We start from the raw sequence: 23,596 nt of genomic DNA on the forward strand, positions 1-23,596 counted from the left end.
CTCTACTGTGACGGGGAGTGCGGCATGAGCGTGTATCCGGGCCTTCGCACTGGGCATCAGACAACTCGGCCCCTGAGGGACGACATGTCACGATTGGTCTTCGGACGCACGTACACCAGCGGCAACGAATGACAAGCACACGACTCACGATCCTTCTACTCAAGGACGTGATGAAACCAGGTGATGCCATCTCGCCCGATAAGAATCTCACCGAGGTCGCCCTCGTCCCGGCAAGCGGTCTGAACGGAGCGTTTTACTTCACGCCCTCCCACCCGCGTCCTCCCGCTTGGATGTCATTCGTCCAGCCGGTACTCGACACTTCGATGACCGGCCTGTCGTCTGCTTCAGCATCCGGTCTTCTCGTGATTAAGGGTGCTTCGCGCTTCTTCGCGATTACGTTCGGGTACGCGAAGTCCTACTTAGATCCCTCCAAAATTGAACGCCAATTCGGGCTGAGAGTCGCGCTGAACCGCATTGACCCAGCTCAGATTCGGAGTATGGACACAAAGACATTCGAAGACATGGTGGTTACAAGGAACACTCAGACCAGTAAGAGTTCCGACCTGCCATCGTTCGGAGTGGACGTGTCGCGGGATATCCTTCGAGCCGTCACCGGCGAGCCTAGGGACAAAACTCTCGCCAAGCGGCTCTCCGGGTCCGACGCGCTGGTTGTCACCCTGGCTACGAAGGTCAACGACCTCCCAGCAAAATGTGATGAATTTCTGGCCGCCTATAAGGACACTGCCTATCTTGCGGACTTTGAGTGGATAGATCATCTGTCCCTGGTCAACGACATAGGCACTATTGGCACTCTCAACGCTGTTTTGGTTGATCAGCTTCGGGTGAACGATTCGAGCAACACGCATATGGCGATGCCCGAGCCTATCGATTGGGAGGACATAGCCGCCTTTCGAATTGCAGGCACGCGAACAACGGAATACGACGACCTTGACTTGCCCTCGTATCTCAGTGCACTGGGCGCAAACGCTGCGGCACTGACGATAGAACTTCTAAAATCAAGGTCAGTGTCCGTGCGCTATGCACGCGGTGGAGACCCCGACGGAATATGGAATATCTTTCAGTGCTTGGTTAGCGAGCAGCGTGTCAACGGGCAGCTATACGTTCTGATCGAGGGGCGATGGTTCAATGTGAGCCAGTCGCTGGTGGACAAGGTTGACTTGTTTGTGAACGCGTTGCCGGCTTCCACCGCTGGGCTGACGGACGGCACGCCGGCTGAAACCGAGCCCGTCTACAACGCCAGAATGGCGTCCGCTAACCCCGACAAATTTCTACTTCTAGATGCGAAGATCAGGCGCCCGGGTGGTGCTGCTTCAGGCATAGAATTTTGCGACCTCCTTTCCGCAAACGGGGAAATACTGCACGTTAAACGGAAGTCGCGCTCTTCAACGCTTAGCCACCTCTTCGCTCAAGGATCGGTGTCAGCCAGCACGTTTCTTTCCGACCCGAGCTACCGGGACGAGCTACGCAAGGAGATCGTTTCGTCAGTGCCAATCGCTTCCCAGGGAGCATGGCTTGACCTCGTACCGGATGGTACCTCGGCCGTCGACAAGTCTCGTTACGTTGTCTCCTACGTGGTACTCGCTAAATCAACGAAGCCCGGTATGGAGTGGCTGCCGTTCTTCAGCAAGCTGAACTTGATGCAGCACGGCAAACAACTCGCAAGCCTCGGATTCAAGGTTTCGGTGACCAGACTAAACAACTGAGAACCCGAGGAAAACAGTAACTCAATGTCCGGCAGCGCGGAATGCGTGAGGGTAGTTAGTAGCCTTCCGGTTGCCCGGCTGCCGTGGCAACGGAGAGCAGGATCGCGCTGCCTGAGACGCCGAGGCGTGTCGCACCCGCTTCAATCATCGCGAGGGCATCGTCGAAGCTGCGCACCCCGCCCGACGCCTTCACCTGGGCCCGGTCGCCCACGGTCTGCTTCATCAGGCGCACGGCATGCACGGTCGCGCCGCCGGCGGGGTGGAAGCCGGTGGAGGTCTTGACGAAGTCGGCGCCCGCGGCCACGGCGGCCTGACAGACGGCAACGATCTCGGCATCCGTCAGAACCGCGGATTCGATGATCACCTTGAGCACCTTCGGCGCCGGGATGCTGGCGCGCACCGCCGCGATGTCGGCCTGCACGTCGGCGAAGCGGCCGGCCTTGGACGCGCCGACGTCGATGACCATGTCGATCTCATCGGCACCCTGGGCGATGGCGAGAGCGGCTTCGGCGGCCTTGATGGTGCTGTGGTGCTTGCCGCTGGGGAAGCCGCAGACGACCGCGACCTTGAGGTCGGCGCCGGCGGGGATGCTGAGCGGCAGCATCGAGGGGGAGACGCAGACTGAGTAGGTGCCCAGCTCGATGGCCTCGGAGATGAGGGCGGTCACGGCGGTGGCGGTGGCCTCGGGCTTGAGCAGGGTGTGGTCGATGAGGCGGGCGACGCTCGCGGCGTCGAGGGAGACGTTGGTCATGAAAACAGTCCTTAATTGGTGACGAGTTCGGGAGTGCCGTGCGGGGCAGCAGGCGTGCCGGCGAGGGCGGCGTGCGCGGCGGCGATGACCGCGTCGAGGTGGACGCCGCGGCGGCGGAGCACCTCGGGGCCGCTGCCCGATTCGCCGAACTCCTCGACCGAGACGACGCGGCCATCAAGGCCCATCCAGCGGTACCAGGCGTCGCCGCGGCCGGCCTCCACGGCGACCCGGGCGCGGAGGGCGGCCGGCAGCACCGACTCGCGGTAGTCGGCGCTCTTCTCGGCGAACCACTCGACGCAGGGCATCGAGACCACGCGAGCGTTGATGCCCTCGGTGGCGAGCTGGGTGGCGGCGTCGATGGCGAGGTGCACCTCGCTGCCGGTGGCGAGGATCGCCAGGTCGTGGCCGTCGCCGTGCTGCCAGCGCACGTAACCGCCGGCGGTCACGCCGGCGATCGTGGAGTCGGTGCTCGGCAGCACGGGCAGGTCTTGCCGGCTGAGGATGAGCGCGACCGGGCGGTCGGGGGCGGCGAGGATGCGGCGCCAGGCGGCGACCACCTCCACGGAGTCGGCCGGGCGCACCACATCGAGGCCGGGCACGGTGCGGAGCGACGCGATCTGCTCCACCGGCTGGTGGGTGGGGCCGTCTTCGCCCACGGCCACGGAGTCGTGGGTGTAGACGTACACAGCGCCGAGCCCCATCAGGGCGGCCAGGCGGATGCTGGGGCGCATGTAGTCGCTGAACACCAGGTAGGTGGAGGCGAACGGGCGCCACGGGCCCTGCAGGGCGATGCCGCTGAGGATGGCGGCCATGGCGTGCTCGCGGATGCCGAACCTGATGAACTCGCCGGCCGGGTTGGCGGCGGAGAACCTGTCGCCGTCCACCTCCACGGTGGTGGAGCCGGCCAGGTCGGCCGAGCCGCCCCAGAGCGTGGCCTGACCCTGCAGGGCGCGGAGCACGGCGCCGTTGGTCTTGCGGGTGGCGATCGCCTCGCCGGGCTCGCCCAGCTTCACCGTGTCGAGGGCAGCGGTGGAGAACTCGCCGCCGCGGAAGGCCCGCCAGCGTGCCGCGGCCTCGGGCTCCCGGGTGGCCCAGGCGGCGAGGTCGGCCTCCCAGGCTGTGTGCATCCGCTCGCCGCGGGCCAGGGCGCCGCGGGTGTGCTCGAGCGTGTCGGGGGCGACGAGGTCGTTGAGGGGCGCGTCGGGCGCGAAACCTAGCGTGGTCTTTACCAGCGCGAGTTCGTCGGCGCCGAAGCCGCCGGAGTGCGCGGCGGAGGTGCCGCCGAACTTGGCCGACGGGGCGCCGATCACGGTGCGGAGGGCCACCAGGGTGGGCTTGCCGGTTCGCTCGGCGGCCTCGCGCAGGGTGGCCTCGAGGGCGTCGAGGTCGTTGGGGGTGTCGATCTCGAGCACCCGCCATCCGTAGGCCCGGTACCGGGCGCGCACGTCTTCGGTGAAGGTCGCGTCGGTGCCGGAGTCGATGGTGATGCCGTTGTCGTCCCAGATCAGCACCAGGTTGTCGAGGCCGAGGGTGCCGGCCAGGCTGGAGGCCTCACCGGAGACGCCCTCCTGCAGGCAGCCGTCGCCGGCGAGCACCCAGGTGGTGTGGTCGAGCAGGGCGGAGCCGGGGGTGAACACGGCGCTTTCGTGCAGGGACGCCATGGCCATGCCCACGGCGGATGCGACGCCCTGGCCGAGCGGGCCGGTACTCATCTCCACGCCCACGGTGTGGTGCACCTCGGGGTGGCCGGGGGTCTTGCAGCCCAGGGTGCGACTCTTGGCGAGGTCGTCGAGGGTGAGCCCGTAGCCGGTGAGGAACAGCTGGGTGTAGAGCAAAAGACTGGCGTGACCGGCGGAAAGAACGAACCGGTCTCGGGCGGGCCAGTCGGGCTGGGCGGGGGAGTGGCGCAGGACCCGGGAGAACAACACGTGGGACACTGGTGCCAATGCCATGGCGGTGCCGCCGTGTCCGTGACCTTTGGCCTGTACCACGTGGGCGGCCAAGGCTTGGGCGCTCGCCACGGCTCGGGCGTCGAGCTCGGTGTGCGTCGTCGTTGACGGGGATTTCTTCGTTTCGGTAGCCATGCGAGACACTTTGGTATACAAATGTACTTAAGTCAACAAGAGGTTTGGCTGCCGTGTCAGCGCGCAGTCCGGTTCTTCGGAAGGAACGGGAATTCGATGGCGCACACTCTCTCCACCGGTTCGGGTGTGGTGCTGGGCTTGATCCGCTCCGGCCGGGCCACCACCCGCAGCGACCTGATCGATCAGCTCGGCTGGTCGCGCATCACCCTGGCCCGGCGGCTCGACGAGTTGTTGCTCGCCGAGATCGTGGTGAGCGTGGGGCAGCTCGATTCCCGCGGCGGCCGCCCGCCGGAGGAGTTCGCGGTGAACCCGAACGCCGGGCTGCTGCTAGCCGTGGACATCGGCGGCTCGCACACCCGACTGGCCATCACCGACCTGGTCTCCGCCATCCTCAGCGAGGACGAGGCCGACATCGGGCTGAGCGAGGGCCCGGCGGAGATCTTCGAGTGGGCCGGCCAGGTTTTCGACCACATGCTCGACAGGCTCGGCAAGACCCGCGCCGACGTGGTGGGCATCGGCGTGGGCGTGCCCGGCCCGGTCGACTTCGTCACCGGCAGGCTCGCCACCCCGCAGGTCTACGCCCAGTGGGAGGGCGTGCTGGTGAAGGACTACTTCGCCGGCCGCTACGAACACGCCGTCTTCGCGGTGGACCGCGACGTGAACATCATGGCGCTCGCCGAGGTGCGGCGCGCGTGGAGCGCCTACCGCGACGTGGCGGTGCTCAAGGCCGGCATCGGCGTTGGGCTCGCGTTTGTGCTCGACGGCTCGATTTACCACGGCTCGCGCGGGGGCGCCGGCGATCTGAGCGCGGTGGGCGCGGGCGGCGCACGGATGCAGCGCCTCGAGACGATCGCCAGCGGCGCCGTGATGCGCCAGGAGCTGCTGGCCCAGGGCCGGAGCGTGCGCACCAGCAACGACATCGTGGGCCTCGCGCTGGCCGGCGACGCCGAGGTGCTGCGGCTGCTCGGCGAGACCGGCACCGCCATCGGGCGGAGCCTGGCCCACGTGGTGGGGCTGCTCAACCCGCAGGCCGTGGTGATCGGCGGCAACCTGGCTCAGGCCGGCGAGCCGTTCCTCGGGCCCATCCGGGAGGCCATCTTCGCCGGCGCCCGGGACTTCGCTCTGCAGGGCCTGGTCGTGGAGAAAACCCGGCTCGGACACATTGCCGGGGTCACCGGGGCCTCTCTCATCGCGCAGGACGCCCTCTTCGAAGCCGACCGCATCAGCCGGCTCACCCGCGCCGGCGGCAGCGGTGTGTCGCTCCGCGCGTAGGCACTGACTCTCGAGGGTCGATGACGGCATCTCAATAAACTTTGGTGCACTTGTAGACAAAAGGTCGCCTAGGCTTATACAGTCATCCCAGTCGCTCTCGCAGGTTGAGACGGCTCGCACCCAACAAAGGAGTTCACCCGTGGCATTCAACCTCGCCGAAGCGCTGTCGTCGATTCAGACCCAGGCGGATGCCTCTGACTGGCGCGACGCGATTCGTCTGGCGGGCGCGGGTCTGGTCTCCGGTGGTGCCACCACGGCTGCCTACACCGACGAGATGATCGACGCCGTCGAGAAGCACGGCCCCTACATCGTCATCGCCCCGGGCATCGCCCTGGCGCACTCCCGGCCGTCGCCCGCGGTGCTCACCGGTGGACTCAGCTGGGTGAGCCTGGCCACCCCGGTGGAATTCGGCAACAAGGCCAACGACCCGGTCACCGTCGTGATCGGCCTGGCCGCCGTTGACCACGACGCTCACCTCCAGGTGATGCGAGCCCTGGCCGGGGTGCTCTCCGACGGGCCGGCCATGGAACGGCTGCGCACCGCCACCTCCTCCGACGAGGTGCGCGCCGTGCTCGGCGAACTCGCCGCCGCTGCTGCGTAACGCGGCCCCCACGCATCCCCTTTTCACTCTCTCGTCTCACCCAATCGAAAGGCACCCCATGAAGATCGTCGCCGTCTGTGGAATGGGCATTGGAACGTCAGTGCTCCTGAAAATGAACGCCGAGAAGGTTCTCGCCAAGCTCGGTATCGATGCGGATGTTGAGGCCGCCGACATGGGTGTGGCTCGCGGCGCCGCGCAGACGGCCGAGATCGTGCTCACCTCGGAGGAGCTGGCCGAGGAACTCGGCGATGTGCCCGCCGAGGTCATCATCATCAAGAACTTCTTCGATCTCGAGGAGATCACCGAGAAGCTCACCGCCGCCGTCGAGTAGTCCCCTTCACCTTCCCTTCTCACAGAATATGGAGCTCCCACAATGGAGTGGCTCGTCGTCGTACTGAACTTCATCGGACAGCAGATCCTCAACGTGCCTGCGTACCTGATCGGCATCATCACCGCCATCGGGCTCATGGCGCTCAAGCGCAACTCCGGGCAGGTGATCGGAGGCGCACTCAAGGCGGCCCTCGGCTTCCTGATCCTCGGTGCCGGCGCCAACGTCGTAGTGGGCTCCCTCGACCCGCTGGGCACCCTGATCCTCGCGGTGACCGGCGCACAGGGCGTCATCCCCACCAACGAGGTGATCACCGCGATCGCGCAGGACGAGTTCGGTGCGCAGAGCGCCTACGTGCTCACCCTCGGGTTCCTGGTGATGCTGGTCCTGGCCAGGTTCACTCCTCTTAAGTACGTGTTCCTCACCGGGCACCACATGGTCTTCATGGCCACCATGCTCACCGTGGTGCTCTCCGTCGGCTTCGGCAATGGGGCCAGCTGGCTCGTCGTTCTCATCGGTGCGCTGCTGCTCGGCGTGATCATGGTGGTCATGCCCGCGTTCGTGCACCCGTGGACCAAGAAGATCACCGGCAACGACACCATCGCCATCGGCCACTTCGGCACCCTCGGCTACATCGCCGCCGGTGCCGCCGGTCAGGCCGTGGGCCGTCGCAGCAAGTCCACCGAAGACATCAAGTTCCCGCAGGGCCTCAAGTTCCTGCGCGACTCGATGGTCGCCACCTCACTGTCGATGGTGCTCATCTACATGGTCTTCGCCATCTGGGGCCTCATCGCCCTGCCGCTGCAGGAAGCCCTGGACATCTTCGGCTCCGCCGACGCGGGTGCGTTCATCATGGCCGCCTTCGCGCAGGCCCTGCAGTTCGGTGTCGGCGTCGCGATCATCCTCTATGGTGTGCGCACCGTGCTGGGTGAACTGGTTCCCGCGTTCCAGGGCATCGCTGAGAAGGTCGTCCCCGGCGCACGTCCGGCGCTCGACATCCCGATCGTGTTCCCGTTCGGCGCCAACGCCGTGCTGATCGGCTTCCTGAGCTCCTTCGCCGGTGGCCTCCTCGCCCTCGGCGTGCTGGCGGTCTGGCTGAACCCGGTCTTCGGCCTCGCGCTGATCCTGCCCGGCATGGTGCCGCACTTCTTCACCGGTGGTGGAGCCGGTGTCTACGGCAACGCGACCGGCGGACGCCTCGGCGCGATGATCGGTGGTTTCGTCAACGGCGTGATCATCACCATCCTGCCCGCCATTCTGCTGCTGGTGCTCGGCGACTTCGGCTTTGCCAACAGCACCTTCGGTGACGCCGACTTCGGTTGGTTCGGCACCCTCGTGGGCGTCAGCGTGGGCGTGGGCGGCGGCCTCGCAGTGATTCTCGCGATCCTTATCGCCGTGGTGCTTGTCAGCGTCGCGATCGTCTACCAGATCCGCGTTGTGGACAAGGGCTGGGTGCCCGGGGCCAAGCGTGACGTCTGGATTGCGGAGGAGAAGGCGGCCGAGAAGGCCGTGCTCGACGCCGAGAAGGCTCGTCGCAAGGCGGAGAAGGAGGCGGCGGCCGAGGCCGTTTAGCTTCTTTCTGCATCGCCAGAGGGCGGCTCCGCGGTGCGGGGTCGCCCTTCGGCCGTTGTACGTGGGGCGCGCTGCGGCTGGTGTACCTCGCATCCGCGGCCCGGCTCGCGAAGTGTAGCGCCGGTGCGGGGTGCGGGGTCTCCACAATCACGACCGCCGCGGTGTGGCGTGGGCGGGCGCTGCTGCGGACTGGGTGTGTGAGCATCGACTTATGCCTGCAACCACAGACCATCCCGTCGCCGTGCGCGCCACCGGATTCATCGGTGAATCCCGGTGGCGTCGCCGGCCGGTGCGCCGCGTGCGGTATGACGCCTGCTGGGCGGATGGCCGCGTCGAGTTCGACGTGAGCCTCACGGCCGCGATGTACCGGGGGTCGCCGGCCGACTTCGGGCCCATCAGGGACAGCGTGCACGCGAACTGCCCCGAGGTAGGAACCGGCCGGTGGGTCAACGAGTTCGCCGCGGTCGTCGACGGCCCGGAGGTGGAGAACCCGAACCCACCCGGCCCCCGCAGCGGCTGGCCGAGCAGGAGTGGCGTCGCCCGACGAGAGCACAGTCCCCGGGTGCGCCTGGCGTGGCGGCTGACCCTCGGGGTGGTGGCGCTCGGCGTCGGTATCCTGCTGCTCACCGGGCCAGCCGGCGATGGAGTTCTCGCCGGCGTCAGTGCGCTCTGCGCCCTCGGCGGGCTGGCGACACTGGCCGGCGCGGTGCCCCGCCGGTTCCGCTGGTGGTGAGTAAAGCGGTCCCAGCTGTCACCTCGCGAGAGTGCTTCCGTCGAGGTACCAGTTGGGGCCCGTTGGGGGCGCTCCGAGGGCTCAAAAGCGACTTCTCGGGAGTTCAGTAGGTGCATCGCACGTCAGTTCCCGCCGACTGGGTGGGTGCCGCGCGGCCGGCCTTCCGAGTTGCGCGGGCCAAGCGCCGCTTCGCGGGTGGCGCGCCTGGTGCGCAACGGCGCCTGACCCGCGAAACGTCGCACTCGCTCAGTCGAGCACGGCGTACGCCTCGAGCTCGACGAGCACGTCGGGTTCGAAGAGGAAGTCCACGCCGATGACGGACACCGGCGGCAGCGGCTGCGGCAGCCCCAGCTCGTCGGCCACCAGTTCGATGCCGGCCATGAAGTCCTCGACCCGGCCTGGTGCGGATGCGTCGGTGAGGAAGAAGCGCAGCCGCACGACATCCGCGAAGGTCGCACCGGCGCCGGCCAGGCCGAGAGCCGTGTTGCGGAGCACCTGGGCGACCTGCCCGGTGAGGTCGCCGGTGGCGATGCGGTTGGCGTCGCCGTCGCGGGAGATCTGACCGGCGACGTGTACGTGTCGGGTGCCCGTGCCGATGGCGACGTGATGGTACGGGACGGGCTGGAACATGTTGGCGGGGGACAGGGTCTGGACGCTCATAGGGCTGCTTTCGTCGAGGTTTTCAAGTGGTATCTCCTGTCTACCTAGTGCACGAAGGGAACTTCAACGAGACTAGGTGTCGTGAATGAAACCTCTCCGGCCGGATCTGAACTTCTCCAGGTGGATGCGCCGCACCGCGAGCTGCTCGACCAGGTGCTCGATAAGTGGTCGCTGCAGGTGCTCGACGTGCTGTGTGGGAAGGACCTGCGGTTCAACGAGTTGCGCCGAGCCATCCCGGCGATCGGACAGAAGTCACTGACCGCGTCGCTGCGCCGGCTCGAGCGCAACGGCATGATTGAGCGAGTGGTTCTGCAGTCCCGTCCGGTAGCGGTGGAGTACCGGATCGCGCCGGTGGGCAACACGCTCAACGAGCTCGTTGACGCGCTGCTGCGCTGGACCACCGAGAACATGCCCGAGGTGGAGCGGGCGCGGGAGCGGTTCGACGCCGAGGAGGCGTAGCCGCCGCAGCCATTCACGAGGTAATGCGAGTTTATCGCCCTCGGTGGAGATTCCGTCGGGGGTTGACGCCGACCAATGCTGCTGTCGCCCGGTTGGTCCGGCCATTACACTCCGATGAGGTGGAGGTCGGCAGAGGAGGGCACGGGCAACTGTGCCACGTCACCGGCGCCGGCTCAGACAACGGGGGAACACAGCTATGGCCAAAGACATCCGCGACATCCGCAACTCTCTGCACAACAGCGAACGTCACCTACAGGACACCGCGCGCTCGACGGCGCAGTCGGCTCAGAGCAACGCCACAACGAGCCAGGCCGCACGGAGCGCCGCGACCGGCGCCTGGGTCGGCGCGGGTTTCCAGGCCGCAACTGCATTCCAGGCGGCTCGCGCGGCGCGGGCAGCAGAGGAGCAGCTTGCGCTGCAGCACGTCATGGCCGAGCGCCAGAATGAGCTGGCCGAGCAGATCACATGGAATGAATTCGCCAGGTGGCGGCAGACACCCGAAGGGGTCGCGTTTCTGGCCTGGCGGGAGCCGGCCTTCGCGCTTGCGCAGACACTGCGCGATCGTGATTCTCACTGGCTGCAGGGTTGGGCGCGGGCTATCGGGCAGGCCCAGGCCGAGATCCCCAATGACGAGAAGCAGCGTCTCATGCGGCGCCCGGCAAGTCTGCGTCAATCCGGTCTGAAAGTTGCTTCCATAGTGAGCTTCGCTGTGGCCGGCTTGTTCATGCTCGGCCTGCTGGTTCAGCTTTTCGCGCTGAGCGTCACGGATTCCGCGCCTGCCACGGGCGGGTTCACCTACGAAGAATGTCTGGCGACCCTCGACGACCCATCCAATATCCTCCTCAGCGAAGCCGATTGCGAGGCCATCAATCCTGGGGCTGCGGGATCGATTATCCCGCAGGCCATACCCCTTACCCTGTTCCTCGGGCTGGGCATCGCGCTCATCGTTGTTCGCCGGAAGAAGCAGCGGGCAGCGCGGCAAGACCAGACCGTTGAGAACGAGTCGAGGGCACGGGTCGAGCGCTGGCGCTTCGATCCCCTTGCCGTGGAGCCTGGCTACACAGGGTTCACCTGGTACGAGTCACCGCGCACCGAAGGCTACGCTGATCGGCTCATGCAGCTTGCGCTCTTCGACGGCCACGGGCGGCCCCCGGCGCAGTCTGACCTCATCGCCGTTGAGATGCCACTCGCACGGGCACCGCACTCGACCAACCCTGCGGAATTGAATCAACTACTCGGGGAATTCGGGCAGAAAGCTCAGGCCTGAGCGCGATGCATATGACCATCCACTACGACCCGGCCATGGTGAACCCCGGAATTCGCTACGTGGGACTGGGTTATTTGACGCCTTTTGAGAGCGGCCACACGCTTACGGTGGGTGACCGAACCGGTGGCGACAAGCGTGGGGTGAAGCTGACTCCGGCGTATTGCACCTTGATCAGCTCGCTCGACCCCACCGTCGGTGACCGTGATTTCACGGCGGAAGAGTTGGGTTTGCTCGGCTGGTTGGCAGGTCAAGGTTTCATAGCGCTGGTGGCGGGCGACGCCGGCTTTGAGGACCTCACAGTGGTGCCGGTACCGCGGCGGGACATAGCCGTTGTCGAGGACCTGGACGAGGGATATCTCCTCCGTGCCGGCGACGACGCACCCTTCGCTGTCTCGGAGCTTGGTGCGCGCTTTCTGCCGTTCGTCGACGGTGAGCGCACTCTGGGAGAGATAGCCCTAGCTGTAAAGACAGAGGTTCTCGCAGACCACGAGGGGCGGCTCAGCGTCGAGAAGAACGAAAAGGACCAGGGACGAACGTTCGACTCGGTCCTGGTGGAAGAGGCTCTCGTGCTGATCCGGGATTTCGCCAGGGCGGGCGCGATCACGTTCGAGCCGACGGCATAGCGGCCGGCGCGCCGGTTCCGTAGCTGCCGGTTGAGTTGCTGGAAGTCGAGATAGCCGGATTCGTGCCGTTACGCCGTCCGCCGGACGTGGGTGTTCTCGCTTGTCAGAACCGTTCCGTCCGTCGCTCTCGGCACGAGTTGCGGAACGCGGGCGTCATCCGCACCGAGCAGCACCGATCGATCTTCGCCGTCGGCGAACGCGTGACGCTCGCCCCACTGCCGCAGGGCAACGATCACCGCAAAGAAGTCTTTGCCCGCGTCGGTGAGTTGATAGAGCTTGCGGGTGCCGGACGGCGCATCTACCTGCGTGAGGAGGCCGTGTGCGGTGAGCTTGCGCAGTCGGTCGGTGAGGATGTTGCGCGCGATGCCTGTGCGCTGAACGAAATCGGTGAAGGTTCGGGCGCCGTCCATCGCGTCCCGGATGACCAGCAGGCTCCAGCGGTCACCGACCAGGTCGGCCGTTCGGGCCACCGGGCAGTTCGGGTCTGTCCACACGACGCGTGCGGGTGGGGCGTCCGGCATCACACCTCCGTTGAGTTGCATTGTGCAACCAGTTTGCCCTAGCTTTCGTTGAGTAGCAAATTGCAACTGAAAGGGGTGGTTGATATCAACGGATGGACAAGGGTGCTGCTTGCGGTGGTCTGCGGGGTCGCGGTGGCGAGTGTGTATGCGGGGCAGCCGGTCGTGGGCCAGATGGGGCGTGATCTGGGTGTGCCGGTCGACGCGGTGGGATGGTTCGTGGCCGTGGGCCAACTCGGTTACCTGGTCGGGCTGATTCTCCTGGTGCCGCTGGGGGATCTCCTCGACCGCAGGCGCCTGATCCTGGTGCACCTGGTAGTGGTCGCGGCGGGCCTGATGGTGGTGGCGGTCGCCTCGGAAGCGTGGCTGGCGTTTGTCGGACTCGCGATGGCGGGCCTGTTCGCCGTGGTGGTGCAGACCGCGGTCGCCTACGCGACGGCCCTCTCGGCACCGTCCGAGCGCGGCCGCAACATCGGCATCGTCACGTCGGGCGTGTTGATCGGCATCCTCGGTGTGCGCCTGCTTGCTGGGCTCCTGACGGAGGTGTGGGGGTGGCGCAGCATTTACGTGGTGCTCGCCGTGCTCGCGGCGACGCTGGCCGGGTTGGTCCTGCTGCTGCTGCCTGCGGATGGCCGGGGGCGCGTCTCCCGGTATGGGTCGCTGCTGAGTTCCTTCGCCGGCATGTTCACGCATCCCGCGTTTCTGGGCCGTGGACTGATCGCGTTCTTCCTGTTCGCGTCCTTCGGTGCACTGTGGAGCGGACTGGCGTTGCCCCTGAGTGCTTCGCCGTGGTACCTCAGCGAGGCGCAGATCGGCCTGTTCGGCCTGGCCGGCCTCGCTGGCGCGGCGGGTGCCGGTCGCGCCGGTCGTTGGGCGGACACGGGGCAGGCCAACCGTATCGCGGGCATCGCGCTCGTTGCCCTGGTCGTGTCCTGGCTGGCCATCGGACAGCTCGGTTGGTCGCTGATCCTTCTGGTGGCCGGCGTGGTCCTGCTCGACTTCGCGGTGCAGGTCGTGCACGTGAGCAACCAGCACATCCTCACCGCCGCCTATTCCGACCGCATCAGCACCACGATTGGCGCCTACATGGTGTTCTACTCTCTCGGTTCCGCTCTGGGCGCCACGACCACCACCGCCCTCTACGACTCCGCGGGGTGGACCGGCTCGGCCCTGCTCGGCGCGTTCTTCGCGACCGGCGCCCTGCTCACCTGGGCGCTCACCGCGCGAGCTCGGCGAGAGCGTCACGCACGCCGGGCTTGGTCTTTCCGTAGGCGTCCTCGGGGTAGTGCGCGTTGATTGCCCGGCCGGCCGGCCGCGTCGACGAGTCGGGGCGGGCGCTTTGCCACATCTGCCGGGGTGCCTTGAGCGCAGCTTGGAAATATGAGTCTGTTTTGTCCGTTGATCAGGGCCAAGGGCCCTATCCTTTAGACACGTGTTCTGGGGGGACACACGCGACGTCGGTCCATGCGGCTGTCGGCTCCCAGAGTTGTCACGCTCACCAAGGAGTCACATGTCCACCCCCACCGTCACCAAAGATCCGATCGTGATGACCACGCCGGTCCACCCGCAGCGGAGCTTCGTCGCCACCTGGCTGTTCGCCTGGCTCCTGGGCGGCTTCGGCGCCGACCGGTTCTACCTCGGCAAGATCGGCACCGGCGTGCTCAAGCTCGTGACCGCCGGCGGCCTCGGTATCTGGTCGCTGATCGACCTGATCATCGTGCTCATCGGTAAGACGAAGGACAAGCAGGGCCAGCCGCTCACCGGCTATGACCAGAAGAAGGTCCTGGCCTGGATTATCACGGGCATCTTCGTTGTGGTTGGTGGCATCGGCGGCGCCGTGGCTGGCGCAACCGCCGCGGCGACTGTGGCAGCGATCTCGCAGTCCGCTCAGGAGCTGGACGGCACCGCCGCCGCGCCGGTCGAGGCCGAGACCGTGGCCAAGCCGACCGACCTGGCCGCCTGGGCCGACGAGAAGTACGGCACGTTCGAGGCCATCAGCCAGTCCGGCACCGGTGACTCGGTCGTCACGCTGCCGGCTGATACCGCGGCCGGACTGGTGCGGGCAACCCACGCGGGAACAAGTAACTTCTTCGTAGAGGTGCTGGACGCGCAGAACCAGCCCACTATGTCGGCAATGAGCGTGAATGCCTTCGGTGCGTACACCGGCATCCTCGCCTACGGTCTGTATGGGCTCGATTCCGAGGAGCCTGCTGTCTCGCTCAAGATCACGGCAGATGGCCCCTGGACGATCGACGTTGCGCCTATCTCCTACGCGACCGAGCTCCCGACCGCCGGAACCGGCGAGAACGTGTTCTTCTACAACGGTGACGCGACCAACCTGGTGCTCGGCTCCGAGACTGAAGGCGTCTTCGCCGTATTCGAGTACACCGACGTCGAATACTCCAACGGCAACTTCAGCGGGGCCAGCCTGGTCAACGGCGCCAGCCCCTACTCGGGCACCGTTCCGATCAGCGCCGGCCCGTCGGTCATCGCCGTCTTCGCCACCGGTCCCTGGACCATCGCGCAGGGCTAACCCACACGCGCACGTGAACGGCCCCGCAGCGACCATCGCTGCGGGGCCGTTGTGCTGCCACGGGAACCATTCCGGCGGCGGCTGCGTTACCCCTGATATGAAGACCATTGTGTACAGCCAGACCGGTGACCCGTCCGTGCTTCAGCTTGTGGATCGGCCGGTGACCGAACCCGGCGCCGGCGAGGTGCGGGTGCGCATCGTGGTCAGCGGGGTGAACCCCACCGACTGGAAGTCCCGCGCCGGCTCGGCGCCGGGCGAGAAGCTCGCGTTCGACGACGTGGTGCCCGGCCAGGACGGTGCCGGCATCGCGGATGCGGTCGGCGCCGGCGTGCAGCATGTCGCGGTGGGCGACCGGGTCTGGCTGGCGCTCGCCGCATACCAGCGGGCGAACAGCGGCTCGGCCCAGGAGTACGCCGTGCTCCCCGCGGAGCGCGTCTTCGGGCTGCCGGCGAACGCGAGCTTCGACCAGGGCGCAAGCCTCGGGGTGCCGGCGATCACGGCGCATCGCGCGTTGACGGTGGCCGAAGACGGTCCGCGCCGGCTGCAGCCGGGGGCGCTGGCCGGCAAGGTGGTGCTCGTGGCGGGCGGGGCCGGGGCGGTCGGGCATGCCGCGATCCAGCTGGCCCGGTGGGCCGAAGCATCCGTCATCACCACCGTGAGCTCACCCGCAAAGGCGGCACTGGCCACCGCCGCCGGCGCGCAGCACGTGCTCACCTACACCGACCCGGACATCGTCGCCCAGATCCGGGCGATCGCACCGGAGGGGGTGGACCTGATCGTTGAGGTCGCACCCGCCCAGAATGCGCGGCTAGACCTGGCGGTCATCCGTAACCGTGGGTCGATCGCGGTCTACGCCAACAACGGCGGCGACCAGATGACCCTCGACGTGCGCCAGCACTTCAGCCTCAACGTGCGCTACCAGTTCGTGCTGCTCTACACGGTGGGGATGGACGCGATTCGGGCCGCGGCCGAGGACATCACCGCCGCCCTCATCGACGGCGCGCTCGCCGTGGGGGAGGAGGCCGGGCTGCCGCTGCACCGCACCGATCTCGCGCACACCGCGGATGCCCATGCGCTGGTGGAGAGCGGCGTGGTGGGAAAGGTGCTGATCGACGTGGCGGCCGGCCAGTAGGAGAGCGCTCAGGGCAGGAATCCCGCAGGATAGAAGGCATGGCCCACCGTCAACGCACCCCCGCCTCTCCCGATGATCGGGCAGACAAGACCTGCGCCTCGTGTGGACGGCGCATCGAGTGGCGCGCCAAGTGGGCTGACAACTGGGATGCGGTGAAATACTGCTCCGCCGCGTGCCGCTCACACGGCATCAACTCGACCGACCTCCGGCTGGAGGAGACCATCGTGACGTTGCTGGATGCGCGGGCGCAGGATGCCACGATCTGTCCGTCCGACGCGGCGCGGGCCATCGGCGGCGAGGAGTGGCGCGACCTCATGGAGCCGGCCCGGCGGGCCGCCCGGCGGATGGTCGCCCGCGGAGCACTGCAGATCACGCAGGGTGGTTCCGTGGTGGATCCGTCGACAGCGAAGGGGCCGATCCGGTTGCGGCGACCGCGGTAGGGCGCTTGCGAAGCCCCGCTATGGGGGTCTGCCGCTGCCCGAGCTCGTGGCCGACGAGCAATAGATTGGCCGTGCCGCATCCGTTCAGACGCGGTGAACCTGACCCAAAGGACTCCCATGGATACCGCTGCAATCACCGCCTGGACTTTTGTCTCCGAGGTTCCGATCCCGGCCGACGTTGAACCCATGCTTGTTCCGGGGGAGAAGGCGGTCGCCGCGTACAAGACGTTCCGGGACAGCGCGGTGTTCACGACCAAGCGTCTTATCGTGCGGGATGCTCAGGGGATCACCGGCAAGAAGGTCGAGATGTACTCGCTGCCGTACTCCAGCGTGAACATGTGGTCGTCGGAGAACGCCGGCTCGCTCGACATGAACGGGGAAATCGAGTTGTGGACGCGGGCCGGTCACATCAAGATCAAGGTGGGCAAGGCCGTCGACGTGCGAGCGCTGGACCGCCTCATCACCCATGCCGTGCTCGGCGCTGAGCTGGCGGTCGTCTAGAAACCGGCGCGGTCGGCGCCGGAACCGGCAATCGGCGTACTATCACCGGCATGACCGGCGTCGCGTCGACCTCCGAGACCACCGTCACACCGCGCACCTACCTGTTCGCCCTCACCGACGGCGGTGGCACCGTTCCTCCCGAGCTCGGTGTCGCACGCCGGCTGGTCGACCGGGGGCACCGGGTCACCGTGCTCGCGGACGAGTCGCTGGCGGACCAGGTGCGCAGCACCGGCGCGATGTTCGTGCCCTGCCTGTGGAGCCCGGCCGAGGCGTTCCGCGACTATGAGCTGCGCACCCCGACGAGCCTCGCCCGGGGGATCGCCGACTACATGTTCACCGGTCCGGCGCCGGCCCAGGCCCGGGACACGACGGTCGCTTTGGACGCCGTGCGGCCGGATCTGCTGGTCACCTCCTCCTTTGCGCTCGGCGCCATGATCGCCGCCGAGGCCCTCGGATGCCCGTTCGACGTGCTGCTCCCCAACTCCTACCCGTTGCCGGCCACGGGCATGCCGCCGTTCGGGTCCGGCCTGTCACCCGTGCACGGACCGCTCGGGCGACTGCGGGATGAGACCATGACCGCCCTGGGCGCCCGGATGATCGACCGGTACGCGCTGGAGAAGATCAACGCGGTGCGGGCCGACTACGGTCTCGGCCCGGTCGCGCACATGTGGGACCAGATCCATCACGCCCGACGTCAGCTCGTGCTCACCTCCCGGGCGTTCGACTTTCCGGCGACGCTGCCGCACAACGCCCGCTATGTGGGGCCGATCCTGGACGATCCGGCCTGGGCGGCCGAGGAGGAATGGACCGCGCCGGCCGGTGACAATCCGCTGGTCCTGGTCGCGATGTCCTCCACGTTCCAGAATCAGGTGGACTGCCTGCAACGGGTCGTCGACGCGCTCGGCAGCCTGCCCGTGCGGGGCCTGGTGACCACGGGGCCCACGGTTCCCGCCGACGCGCTCCGCGCGCCGGCGAATGTCACGGTGGTGGATTCGGCGCCGCACCGCGAGGTGATGCGCCACGCCAGCCTCGTCGTCACCCACGGTGGCCACGGCACTGTCATCAAGGCGCTCGCGGCGGGACTGCCCCTGGTGATCCTGCACCACGGCCGCGACCAGGCCGACAACGCCGCCCGGGTCACGGCTCGCGGCGCCGGAGTGGCGGTGTCGCGGCGCGCACCGGCACAGCGCATCGCCCGGGGTGTGACCACGGTGCTCGGCACCGACGACTACCGAAAGGCCGCCGAGGCGCTGGGCCAGGCGATCCGACACGACGCCGCCGGCACCACCCTGATCGACGAGCTCGAGACCCTGATACCGGCGCCCGGACGGACCACTCCCTCCGGGTCGTAACCGAGCCGGTGAACGGCCCCGTTGGCGACGCCGTTCGGGCTGTGCGACTTCACAGAAACTCGTTTGTGTGTGAAACTTGACGACTTCTCGTGCCCGCTTGCGGCATCCGAGTGCCCGCAGGCCGGGCATCCGAACAAAAGGAACTCCAATGACGGATCAAACTTTTCAGTTGGCGGCGATTGTGCTGTACTTCGCCGGGATGCTCGCGATCGGCTGGTTTGCCTTTCGGCAAACGAAGGATCTGGACGACTACATGCTCGCCGGCCGCGGCCTGAAGCCCGGCACCGCGGCGCTCAGCGCCGGCGCATCCGACATGTCCGGTTGGCTGCTGCTCGGCCTGCCCGGCGCCATCTACGTGTCCGGTCTGGTGGAGGCGTGGATCGCGATCGGCCTCACCATCGGCGCCTGGCTGAACTGGAAGTTCGTGGCCCCGCGGCTGCGCTCGTACACCCATGTGTCCAACAACTCCATCACCATCCCGAGCTTCTTCGAGAACCGGCTCAAGGACACCTCGCGTCTGCTGCGCGTGGTCTCCGGTGTGATCATCCTGGTGTTCTTCACGTTCTACGTGTCCTCCGGCATGGTCGCCGGCGGGGTGTTCTTCGAGAACTCGTTCGGCTCCACCTTCCTGGCCGGGATGCTCATCGTCGCCGGCGTCACGCTGCTCTACACGCTCTTCGGCGGCTTCCTCGGTGCCACCCTCACCGACGTCGCGCAGGGCCTGCTGATGCTCGCCGCCCTGATCGTGGTGCCCGTGGTGGCCCTCTCCGCCACCGGCGGCATCGGCGCCACCATCGACTCCATCCGCGAGGTCAACCCCGACCTGCTCTCGCTGACCGCCGGCGGATCCGTGCTCGGCGTCATCTCTGCCGCCGCGTGGGGCCTGGGCTACGTCGGCCAGCCGCACATCCTCGTGCGGTTCATGGCGCTGCGCAGCCCGCAGGACGCCAAGGCCGGCCGCCGGATCGGCATCGGCTGGATGATTCTCACCGCCCTCGGCGCCCTGGCCACGGCGCTGATCGGCATCGCCTACTTCCAGCAGAACCCCGACGTCACCCTGGACAACCCGGAAACGGTGTTCCTGCTGCTCTCGCAGATACTGTTCCACCCGTTCGTCGCCGGTCTGGTGCTGGCGGCGGTGCTGGCCGCGATCATGAGCACCATCTCGTCGCAGCTGATCGTCTGCTCCTCGGCGCTGGTCGAGGACCTGTACAAGATCGTGGGCAAAAAGGATGCGACGCCCAAGCAGCTGGTCATGCTCGGCCGTCTGGGCGTGCTGCTGGTGGCCCTCGTCGCCGGGCTGATCGCACTGAACCGGGATTCGACCATCCTGGAACTGGTCGGCTTTGCCTGGGCCGGCTTCGGTGCGGCGTTCGGCCCCGTGGTGCTGCTCTCGCTGTATTGGAAGAAGCTCTCCACCTGGGGTGCCCTGGCGGGCATGGTCACCGGTGCCGTGGTCGTGTTCATCTGGGGCAACTCCGAGCTGAGCGCCACGATGTATGAGATCGTGCCGGGCTTCCTCGCGAGCCTGCTGGTGACAGTGGTGGTCTCGCTGGCCACCTACAAGCCGTCGATCGAGATTGAGGCGGAGTTCGACGAAGCCGTGGCGCAGGCCCACCACAATTACACGAAGCCGGAAGCTGCTCCGGCCGCCGTCTAGTTCTCGGCACTGCTTCCGTTCGCACCCCGCCCCGACCGATCATGGTCGCGGGCGGGGTGCGTTGTAGCGTGGGCGTGTGACCGAAAAGCAGCCCTACGACCGTGTGCAGAGCTACGACGACTTCGAGGTGCGCCGCTATCCCGGCCATGTGCTGGCCGAAATCGTGGTCGGTGGGCCGTTCGACGAGGCCGGCAACCGGGCCTTCCGTTCTCTGTTCGCCTACATCAGCGGAGAGAACGTCTCCCGCACCAAGGTGGCGATGACGGCGCCGGTGGTGCAGGATGCCGCCGGATCGCGGATTGCTATGACCGCCCCGGTGGTGCAGCAGCCTGTCGATGCCGGTGATGCCGCGGACGGTGGCTACCGGGTGGCCTTCGTTCTGCCAGCCAGCCTCACCATCGACACCGCCCCGCGCCCGACCAACCCCGAGGTGCACCTGCGTGCCGTGCCTGAGGCACTCGTGGCCGTCATCCGTTACCGCGGACGCTGGACCCAGGACAGCTACACGCGGCACCTCGACGAACTGCGGCAGGCCATCTCGGCCGCCGGGCTCACCCCGGTTGGTCAGCCGCGATTCGCCCGCTACGATCCACCGTTCAAGCCCGCGTTCCTGCGGCGCAACGAGGTGCTGATCAACGTCAACGCATCCTGAGCCAGCCGGCACCTCCAAAAAAGGAAACAGTGACTCTATTAGGATGCAATCGGGCGCAGCATCCTATTTTGCGACCTATCTCCTCTTAATCGTTCGTCCCTCAGTCTCAGCGGCCCCCGTCAGAAGATGACGAGCAGGATGCCGACCACGAGGCAGACGCCCAGAAGGTAGAGCGTGTTGCGCGCGGTTGAGCGGAACACCGGTTGCCGCTGCCGCCGCGCGAGAAGTGCCACTGGAACCGCCGCCGCCACCAGCACGATCAGCAGACCGACCGCTCCGACGATGGTGGCGAAGACCTCTTCGCTATCGTTCGAATTGGGATCGCCCAGCCACCAGCCGTTGGCGTCGCCGATCGCTTGGAGCCCCAAGCCGAGAACAAGCACCGGCCAGAAGGCGATGGCGACTGCGATCAGGTCGATCAGGACGACCCCGGTGACGAATAGTCGACGGCTGCGTGTCGCCTGGCTGTCGGCGATCACCAGCTCTGGTCCCGGGGCACGAAGACGGCGTTACTCTGCATGGGCCCAGCCTAGGATGGCCCACCTGGGCGACTGTCGAGGACGTCCGGTCGGCACGAACCCCAGCGCGGCGGCGATCGTGCCGGGGGTCAGGTGGGCTGGGCCGATGCAGATCAACGACGTGGTTGGGCCAACGCGCGAGCTCGGGGACGGCCTGGGCTGGCTCGATGTCGTTGTGCGGGCAAGGCGCCGGTATGCGGGTGGCGCGCCACCCGCATAGCGGCGCTGCACCCGCATAGCGCCGCTGGCGCGACCTCAGGGCAGCCGCGGGCAGCCGCGGACGGCCGCGGTGGATCAGGTGTCGGTCGTCGGCGCCGGCTGCCGCTCCATCTCGCGCCAGGCGCCACCGGTGAGCGGGCTCAGCGTGACGAGAGTGTAGGCGACGGCGATGATGCCGAAGGATGCCGCGAGGCCGATGGTGTCGGCGGCGATACCGCCGAGCAGGGCGCCGAACGGCACCCCCGCCCAGGCGCCGGCGTTGATCATGCCGAACACCCGGCCGCGCATGTGCGGGGGAACACGTTCGAGCTCCACGGTGCCCAGGATCGGGTTGATCGCCCCGGCGGCCAGGCCGGACAGCGCGGTCATGGCGACGAGCACGGGCAGTGGAGCGCCGAGGGCGAAGGCTGCGCTCGAGGGCCCGCCGGCCAGGGCGAAGCACGCCGCAAAGGTCAGCCGGCGAGGAACGCGGTGGGCGACGAAACCGAAGACGACGTTGCCGACCAGGGCGCATCCGCCCATGACCGCCACCAGCAGACCCAGCACGGCCGCGCCGCCCAGGCGATCGTTCGCGTAGAGGGGCAGCAGGGTCGCACCGCGGGCCGCGTCGAACAGGTTCGTGATGAGAACCAGGCCCACAATCAGCCGCATCAGCGGGTCGTGGATGACAAACCGGAATCCCTCGGCGAGGTCGGCCCAGTAGCTGGTTCGGGGCGCGTCGGAGCGGTCGACGGCCGCGGGCTTGAGGGAGTCGGCAGGCAGAACGGCCACGAACGCCCAGGTGAGCAGCGCCGAGACCGCGAAGGTGGCGGCGTTGACGAACAGGGCCGCCATCGGCCCCACCAGCGCGACGAGCAGTCCGGCGATGGAGGCGCCGATCAGCCTCGCGAAGCGTTCCGAGCCGTCGAGCAGGCCGACGCTCTGCTCGAGGCGTACTCCTGCCCGGGCGGTGAGGCTCGGCAGCATCACCCGCCGGGCGGTCTGCCCGGGGGTGTCCAGCAGGCCCCCGGCGAACACCAATAAGAGGAGTGCCCAGAACGGCAGGCCGACGGTGAGGGCGAGCACCGGGATGGTCAGCACGGTCGCTCCGCTGACCAGGTCGGCGACGATGGCCGCGCGGCGGTGGCCGACCCTGTCGACGACGACCCCTCCGAGCGCTCCGCCGATCACGACCGGGGCGGTGGCGAAGAACGCGGCGACGCCCACCTCGACCCCGGAGCCGCCGAGGCCGAGCACGTAAAAGGGGATGGCGAACGCGGTCACGACGTTGCCCGTTTGGGAGATGGCGTGTGCGGTGAGCAGCGCGGTGAGGGAACCGGTGGCGCGGCGGTCGCGGGGGCGCGCCTCCGTGGTGGGTGTGGTCATCGGTGGGCCGGTCAGGGGCGGCGGTAGGCCTGGTAGACCAGCACCACGGGTTCGGCGCCGTCGCTGCCGGCGGGGTCGTGGGCGGCCCCGGTCTCGACCCAGCGGTCCACGAGCGCCTCGAGTTCGGCGCGCATGGCGGTGAGCTCCTCGACGGTCAGGCGCAGGCTGCGGTCACCGCTGGCGGCGGCGCCGACCCAGTCGCGGGGGAGGTTCGGTGTTGCGTCGATGTAGTCGGTGTACCGGGCGGCGTAGGCCTGGGCGATCGACTTCTGCAGGCTCGCCGAGGCGGCGAGCTGGTCGGGATCGTCGAGCAGATCGGCGGGCTCCCAGCTGGTGAGCGCGGTGGTGGCCTGCCACCAGTGTTCGCGCTGGTCGCTGCTCTGCGCCTCGGCGGGCTCGATCAACGCGATGGAGGCCAGCTTGCCGAGGTGGTAGCTGATGGTGCCCGGGGCCTCGTCCACGATGTCGCCGAGCTGCGCCGCGGTCTGCGGTCCGAGTTCGCGCAGCAATCCCAGCAGACGCAGGCGGGTCGGATGCGCGAGCACCCGCATCGAGGCGGCCGACGTGAGCGTGGTTCGGCGGGTATCGCGGGGAGTCATGCCCCCGACGATATAAGAACAACGATCATTGCG

The 23,596-nt window shown here is 67.5% G+C and carries 24 protein-coding genes; 17 read left to right on the plus strand and 7 right to left on the minus strand.

Translation table 11 applies throughout. From position 1 onward, the window contains the following. The first annotated feature begins 128 nt into the window (after positions 1-128). Entirely contained in the window at positions 129-1,724 is a 1,596-nt protein-coding gene (locus E3O57_RS14670) for a DUF6119 family protein (RefSeq protein WP_103478668.1), read from the plus strand. 55 nt (positions 1,725-1,779) lie between these two features. On the opposite strand, the gene deoC is transcribed toward E3O57_RS14670, so the two are convergent. After that, positions 1,780-2,475 carry a deoxyribose-phosphate aldolase gene (deoC, locus tag E3O57_RS14675; RefSeq protein ID WP_103478669.1) on the minus strand — a complete coding sequence of 232 codons (696 nt, stop codon included), beginning with the start codon at positions 2,473-2,475 and terminating at the stop codon, positions 1,780-1,782. An 11-nt stretch (positions 2,476-2,486) separates the two neighbouring features. Next, entirely contained in the window at positions 2,487-4,559 is a 2,073-nt protein-coding gene (gene tkt / locus E3O57_RS14680) for a transketolase (RefSeq protein WP_103478670.1), read from the minus strand. Positions 4,560-4,655: 96 nt separating this feature from the next. On the opposite strand from tkt, the gene E3O57_RS14685 reads away from it, so the two are divergent. The 5 genes from E3O57_RS14685 (at position 4,656) to E3O57_RS14705 (ending at position 9,065) form a co-directional block, all read left to right on the plus strand. After that, entirely contained in the window at positions 4,656-5,831 is a 1,176-nt protein-coding gene (locus E3O57_RS14685; RefSeq protein ID WP_103478671.1) for an ROK family protein, read from the plus strand. 139 nt (positions 5,832-5,970) lie between these two features. Further along, entirely contained in the window at positions 5,971-6,432 is a 462-nt protein-coding gene (locus E3O57_RS14690; protein ID WP_103461721.1) for a PTS sugar transporter subunit IIA, read from the plus strand. A gap of 58 nt (positions 6,433-6,490) precedes the next feature. Continuing rightward, positions 6,491-6,763, plus strand: a complete 273-nt coding sequence (locus tag E3O57_RS14695) for a PTS sugar transporter subunit IIB (protein WP_088456877.1) — start codon at positions 6,491-6,493, stop codon at positions 6,761-6,763. A gap of 42 nt (positions 6,764-6,805) precedes the next feature. Beyond that, complete coding sequence (locus tag E3O57_RS14700) at positions 6,806-8,332, plus strand: PTS ascorbate transporter subunit IIC (protein ID WP_103461720.1); 1,527 nt, start codon at positions 6,806-6,808, stop codon at positions 8,330-8,332. Positions 8,333-8,543: 211 nt separating this feature from the next. Further along, positions 8,544-9,065 (plus strand): DUF202 domain-containing protein, encoded by a 522-nt coding sequence (locus E3O57_RS14705; protein ID WP_103478672.1) that lies wholly within the window; start codon positions 8,544-8,546, stop codon positions 9,063-9,065. A gap of 246 nt (positions 9,066-9,311) precedes the next feature. On the opposite strand, the gene E3O57_RS14710 is transcribed toward E3O57_RS14705, so the two are convergent. Further along, on the minus strand, positions 9,312-9,725 hold the full coding sequence (locus E3O57_RS14710; protein ID WP_103461718.1) for a RidA family protein: 414 nt from the start codon (positions 9,723-9,725) through the stop codon (positions 9,312-9,314). Positions 9,726-9,806: 81 nt separating this feature from the next. Between E3O57_RS14710 and E3O57_RS14715 the strand changes: the two genes are divergently transcribed. The 3 genes from E3O57_RS14715 to E3O57_RS14725 all read left to right on the plus strand — a co-directional run bounded on the left by E3O57_RS14715 (position 9,807) and on the right by E3O57_RS14725 (position 12,074). Then, a complete protein-coding gene (locus E3O57_RS14715; RefSeq protein WP_103478673.1) occupies positions 9,807-10,184 on the plus strand; it encodes a helix-turn-helix domain-containing protein in 378 nt (125 codons plus the stop codon). Between the two features lie 196 nt (positions 10,185-10,380). After that, positions 10,381-11,451 (plus strand): hypothetical protein, encoded by a 1,071-nt coding sequence (locus tag E3O57_RS14720; RefSeq protein WP_103478674.1) that lies wholly within the window; start codon positions 10,381-10,383, stop codon positions 11,449-11,451. Positions 11,452-11,462: 11 nt separating this feature from the next. Continuing rightward, complete coding sequence (locus tag E3O57_RS14725) at positions 11,463-12,074, plus strand: hypothetical protein (protein WP_133159705.1); 612 nt, start codon at positions 11,463-11,465, stop codon at positions 12,072-12,074. 68 nt (positions 12,075-12,142) lie between these two features. Here E3O57_RS14725 and E3O57_RS14730 read toward each other — a convergent pair whose 3' ends face one another. Further along, positions 12,143-12,616, minus strand: a complete 474-nt coding sequence (locus E3O57_RS14730; RefSeq protein ID WP_241990438.1) for a helix-turn-helix domain-containing protein — start codon at positions 12,614-12,616, stop codon at positions 12,143-12,145. Positions 12,617-12,670: 54 nt separating this feature from the next. On the opposite strand from E3O57_RS14730, the gene E3O57_RS14735 reads away from it, so the two are divergent. The 8 genes from E3O57_RS14735 (at position 12,671) to E3O57_RS14770 (ending at position 20,862) form a co-directional block, all read left to right on the plus strand. Continuing rightward, complete coding sequence (locus E3O57_RS14735) at positions 12,671-13,888, plus strand: MFS transporter (protein ID WP_241990439.1); 1,218 nt, start codon at positions 12,671-12,673, stop codon at positions 13,886-13,888. A 214-nt stretch (positions 13,889-14,102) separates the two neighbouring features. Then, entirely contained in the window at positions 14,103-15,125 is a 1,023-nt protein-coding gene (locus E3O57_RS14740) for a TM2 domain-containing protein (RefSeq protein WP_241990440.1), read from the plus strand. Between the two features lie 97 nt (positions 15,126-15,222). Beyond that, positions 15,223-16,257: an NADPH:quinone reductase gene (locus E3O57_RS14745; RefSeq protein ID WP_103478676.1), complete on the plus strand. Its 1,035-nt coding sequence runs from the start codon at positions 15,223-15,225 to the stop codon at positions 16,255-16,257. 38 nt (positions 16,258-16,295) lie between these two features. Next, complete coding sequence (locus E3O57_RS14750) at positions 16,296-16,697, plus strand: DUF2256 and DUF3253 domain-containing protein (RefSeq protein ID WP_103478677.1); 402 nt, start codon at positions 16,296-16,298, stop codon at positions 16,695-16,697. Positions 16,698-16,814: 117 nt separating this feature from the next. Beyond that, positions 16,815-17,198 carry a PH domain-containing protein gene (locus E3O57_RS14755; protein WP_088456872.1) on the plus strand — a complete coding sequence of 128 codons (384 nt, stop codon included), beginning with the start codon at positions 16,815-16,817 and terminating at the stop codon, positions 17,196-17,198. Positions 17,199-17,248: 50 nt separating this feature from the next. After that, positions 17,249-18,550, plus strand: a complete 1,302-nt coding sequence (locus tag E3O57_RS14760; protein ID WP_103478678.1) for a glycosyltransferase — start codon at positions 17,249-17,251, stop codon at positions 18,548-18,550. 148 nt (positions 18,551-18,698) lie between these two features. Next, positions 18,699-20,210, plus strand: a complete 1,512-nt coding sequence (gene putP, locus E3O57_RS14765) for a sodium/proline symporter PutP (RefSeq protein WP_103478679.1) — start codon at positions 18,699-18,701, stop codon at positions 20,208-20,210. Positions 20,211-20,286: 76 nt separating this feature from the next. Next, positions 20,287-20,862 carry a heme-binding protein gene (locus E3O57_RS14770; protein ID WP_103478680.1) on the plus strand — a complete coding sequence of 192 codons (576 nt, stop codon included), beginning with the start codon at positions 20,287-20,289 and terminating at the stop codon, positions 20,860-20,862. 119 nt (positions 20,863-20,981) lie between these two features. On the opposite strand, the gene E3O57_RS14775 is transcribed toward E3O57_RS14770, so the two are convergent. From E3O57_RS14775 to E3O57_RS14785, 3 genes are all read right to left on the minus strand, one after another. Then, on the minus strand, positions 20,982-21,341 hold the full coding sequence (locus E3O57_RS14775; RefSeq protein WP_103478681.1) for a hypothetical protein: 360 nt from the start codon (positions 21,339-21,341) through the stop codon (positions 20,982-20,984). Positions 21,342-21,674: 333 nt separating this feature from the next. After that, the gene (locus tag E3O57_RS14780) at positions 21,675-22,964 is read right to left on the minus strand and encodes an MFS transporter (RefSeq protein WP_103478682.1); all 1,290 of its coding nucleotides are present in this window, start codon (positions 22,962-22,964) and stop codon (positions 21,675-21,677) included. A gap of 11 nt (positions 22,965-22,975) precedes the next feature. Continuing rightward, the gene (locus E3O57_RS14785) at positions 22,976-23,563 is read right to left on the minus strand and encodes a helix-turn-helix domain-containing protein (protein WP_103461706.1); all 588 of its coding nucleotides are present in this window, start codon (positions 23,561-23,563) and stop codon (positions 22,976-22,978) included. Positions 23,564-23,596 lie beyond the last annotated feature (33 nt).

The sequence above is a fragment of the Cryobacterium sp. TMN-39-2 genome (assembly GCF_004402745.1).
GTDB lineage: Bacteria > Actinomycetota > Actinomycetes > Actinomycetales > Microbacteriaceae > Cryobacterium > Cryobacterium zongtaii.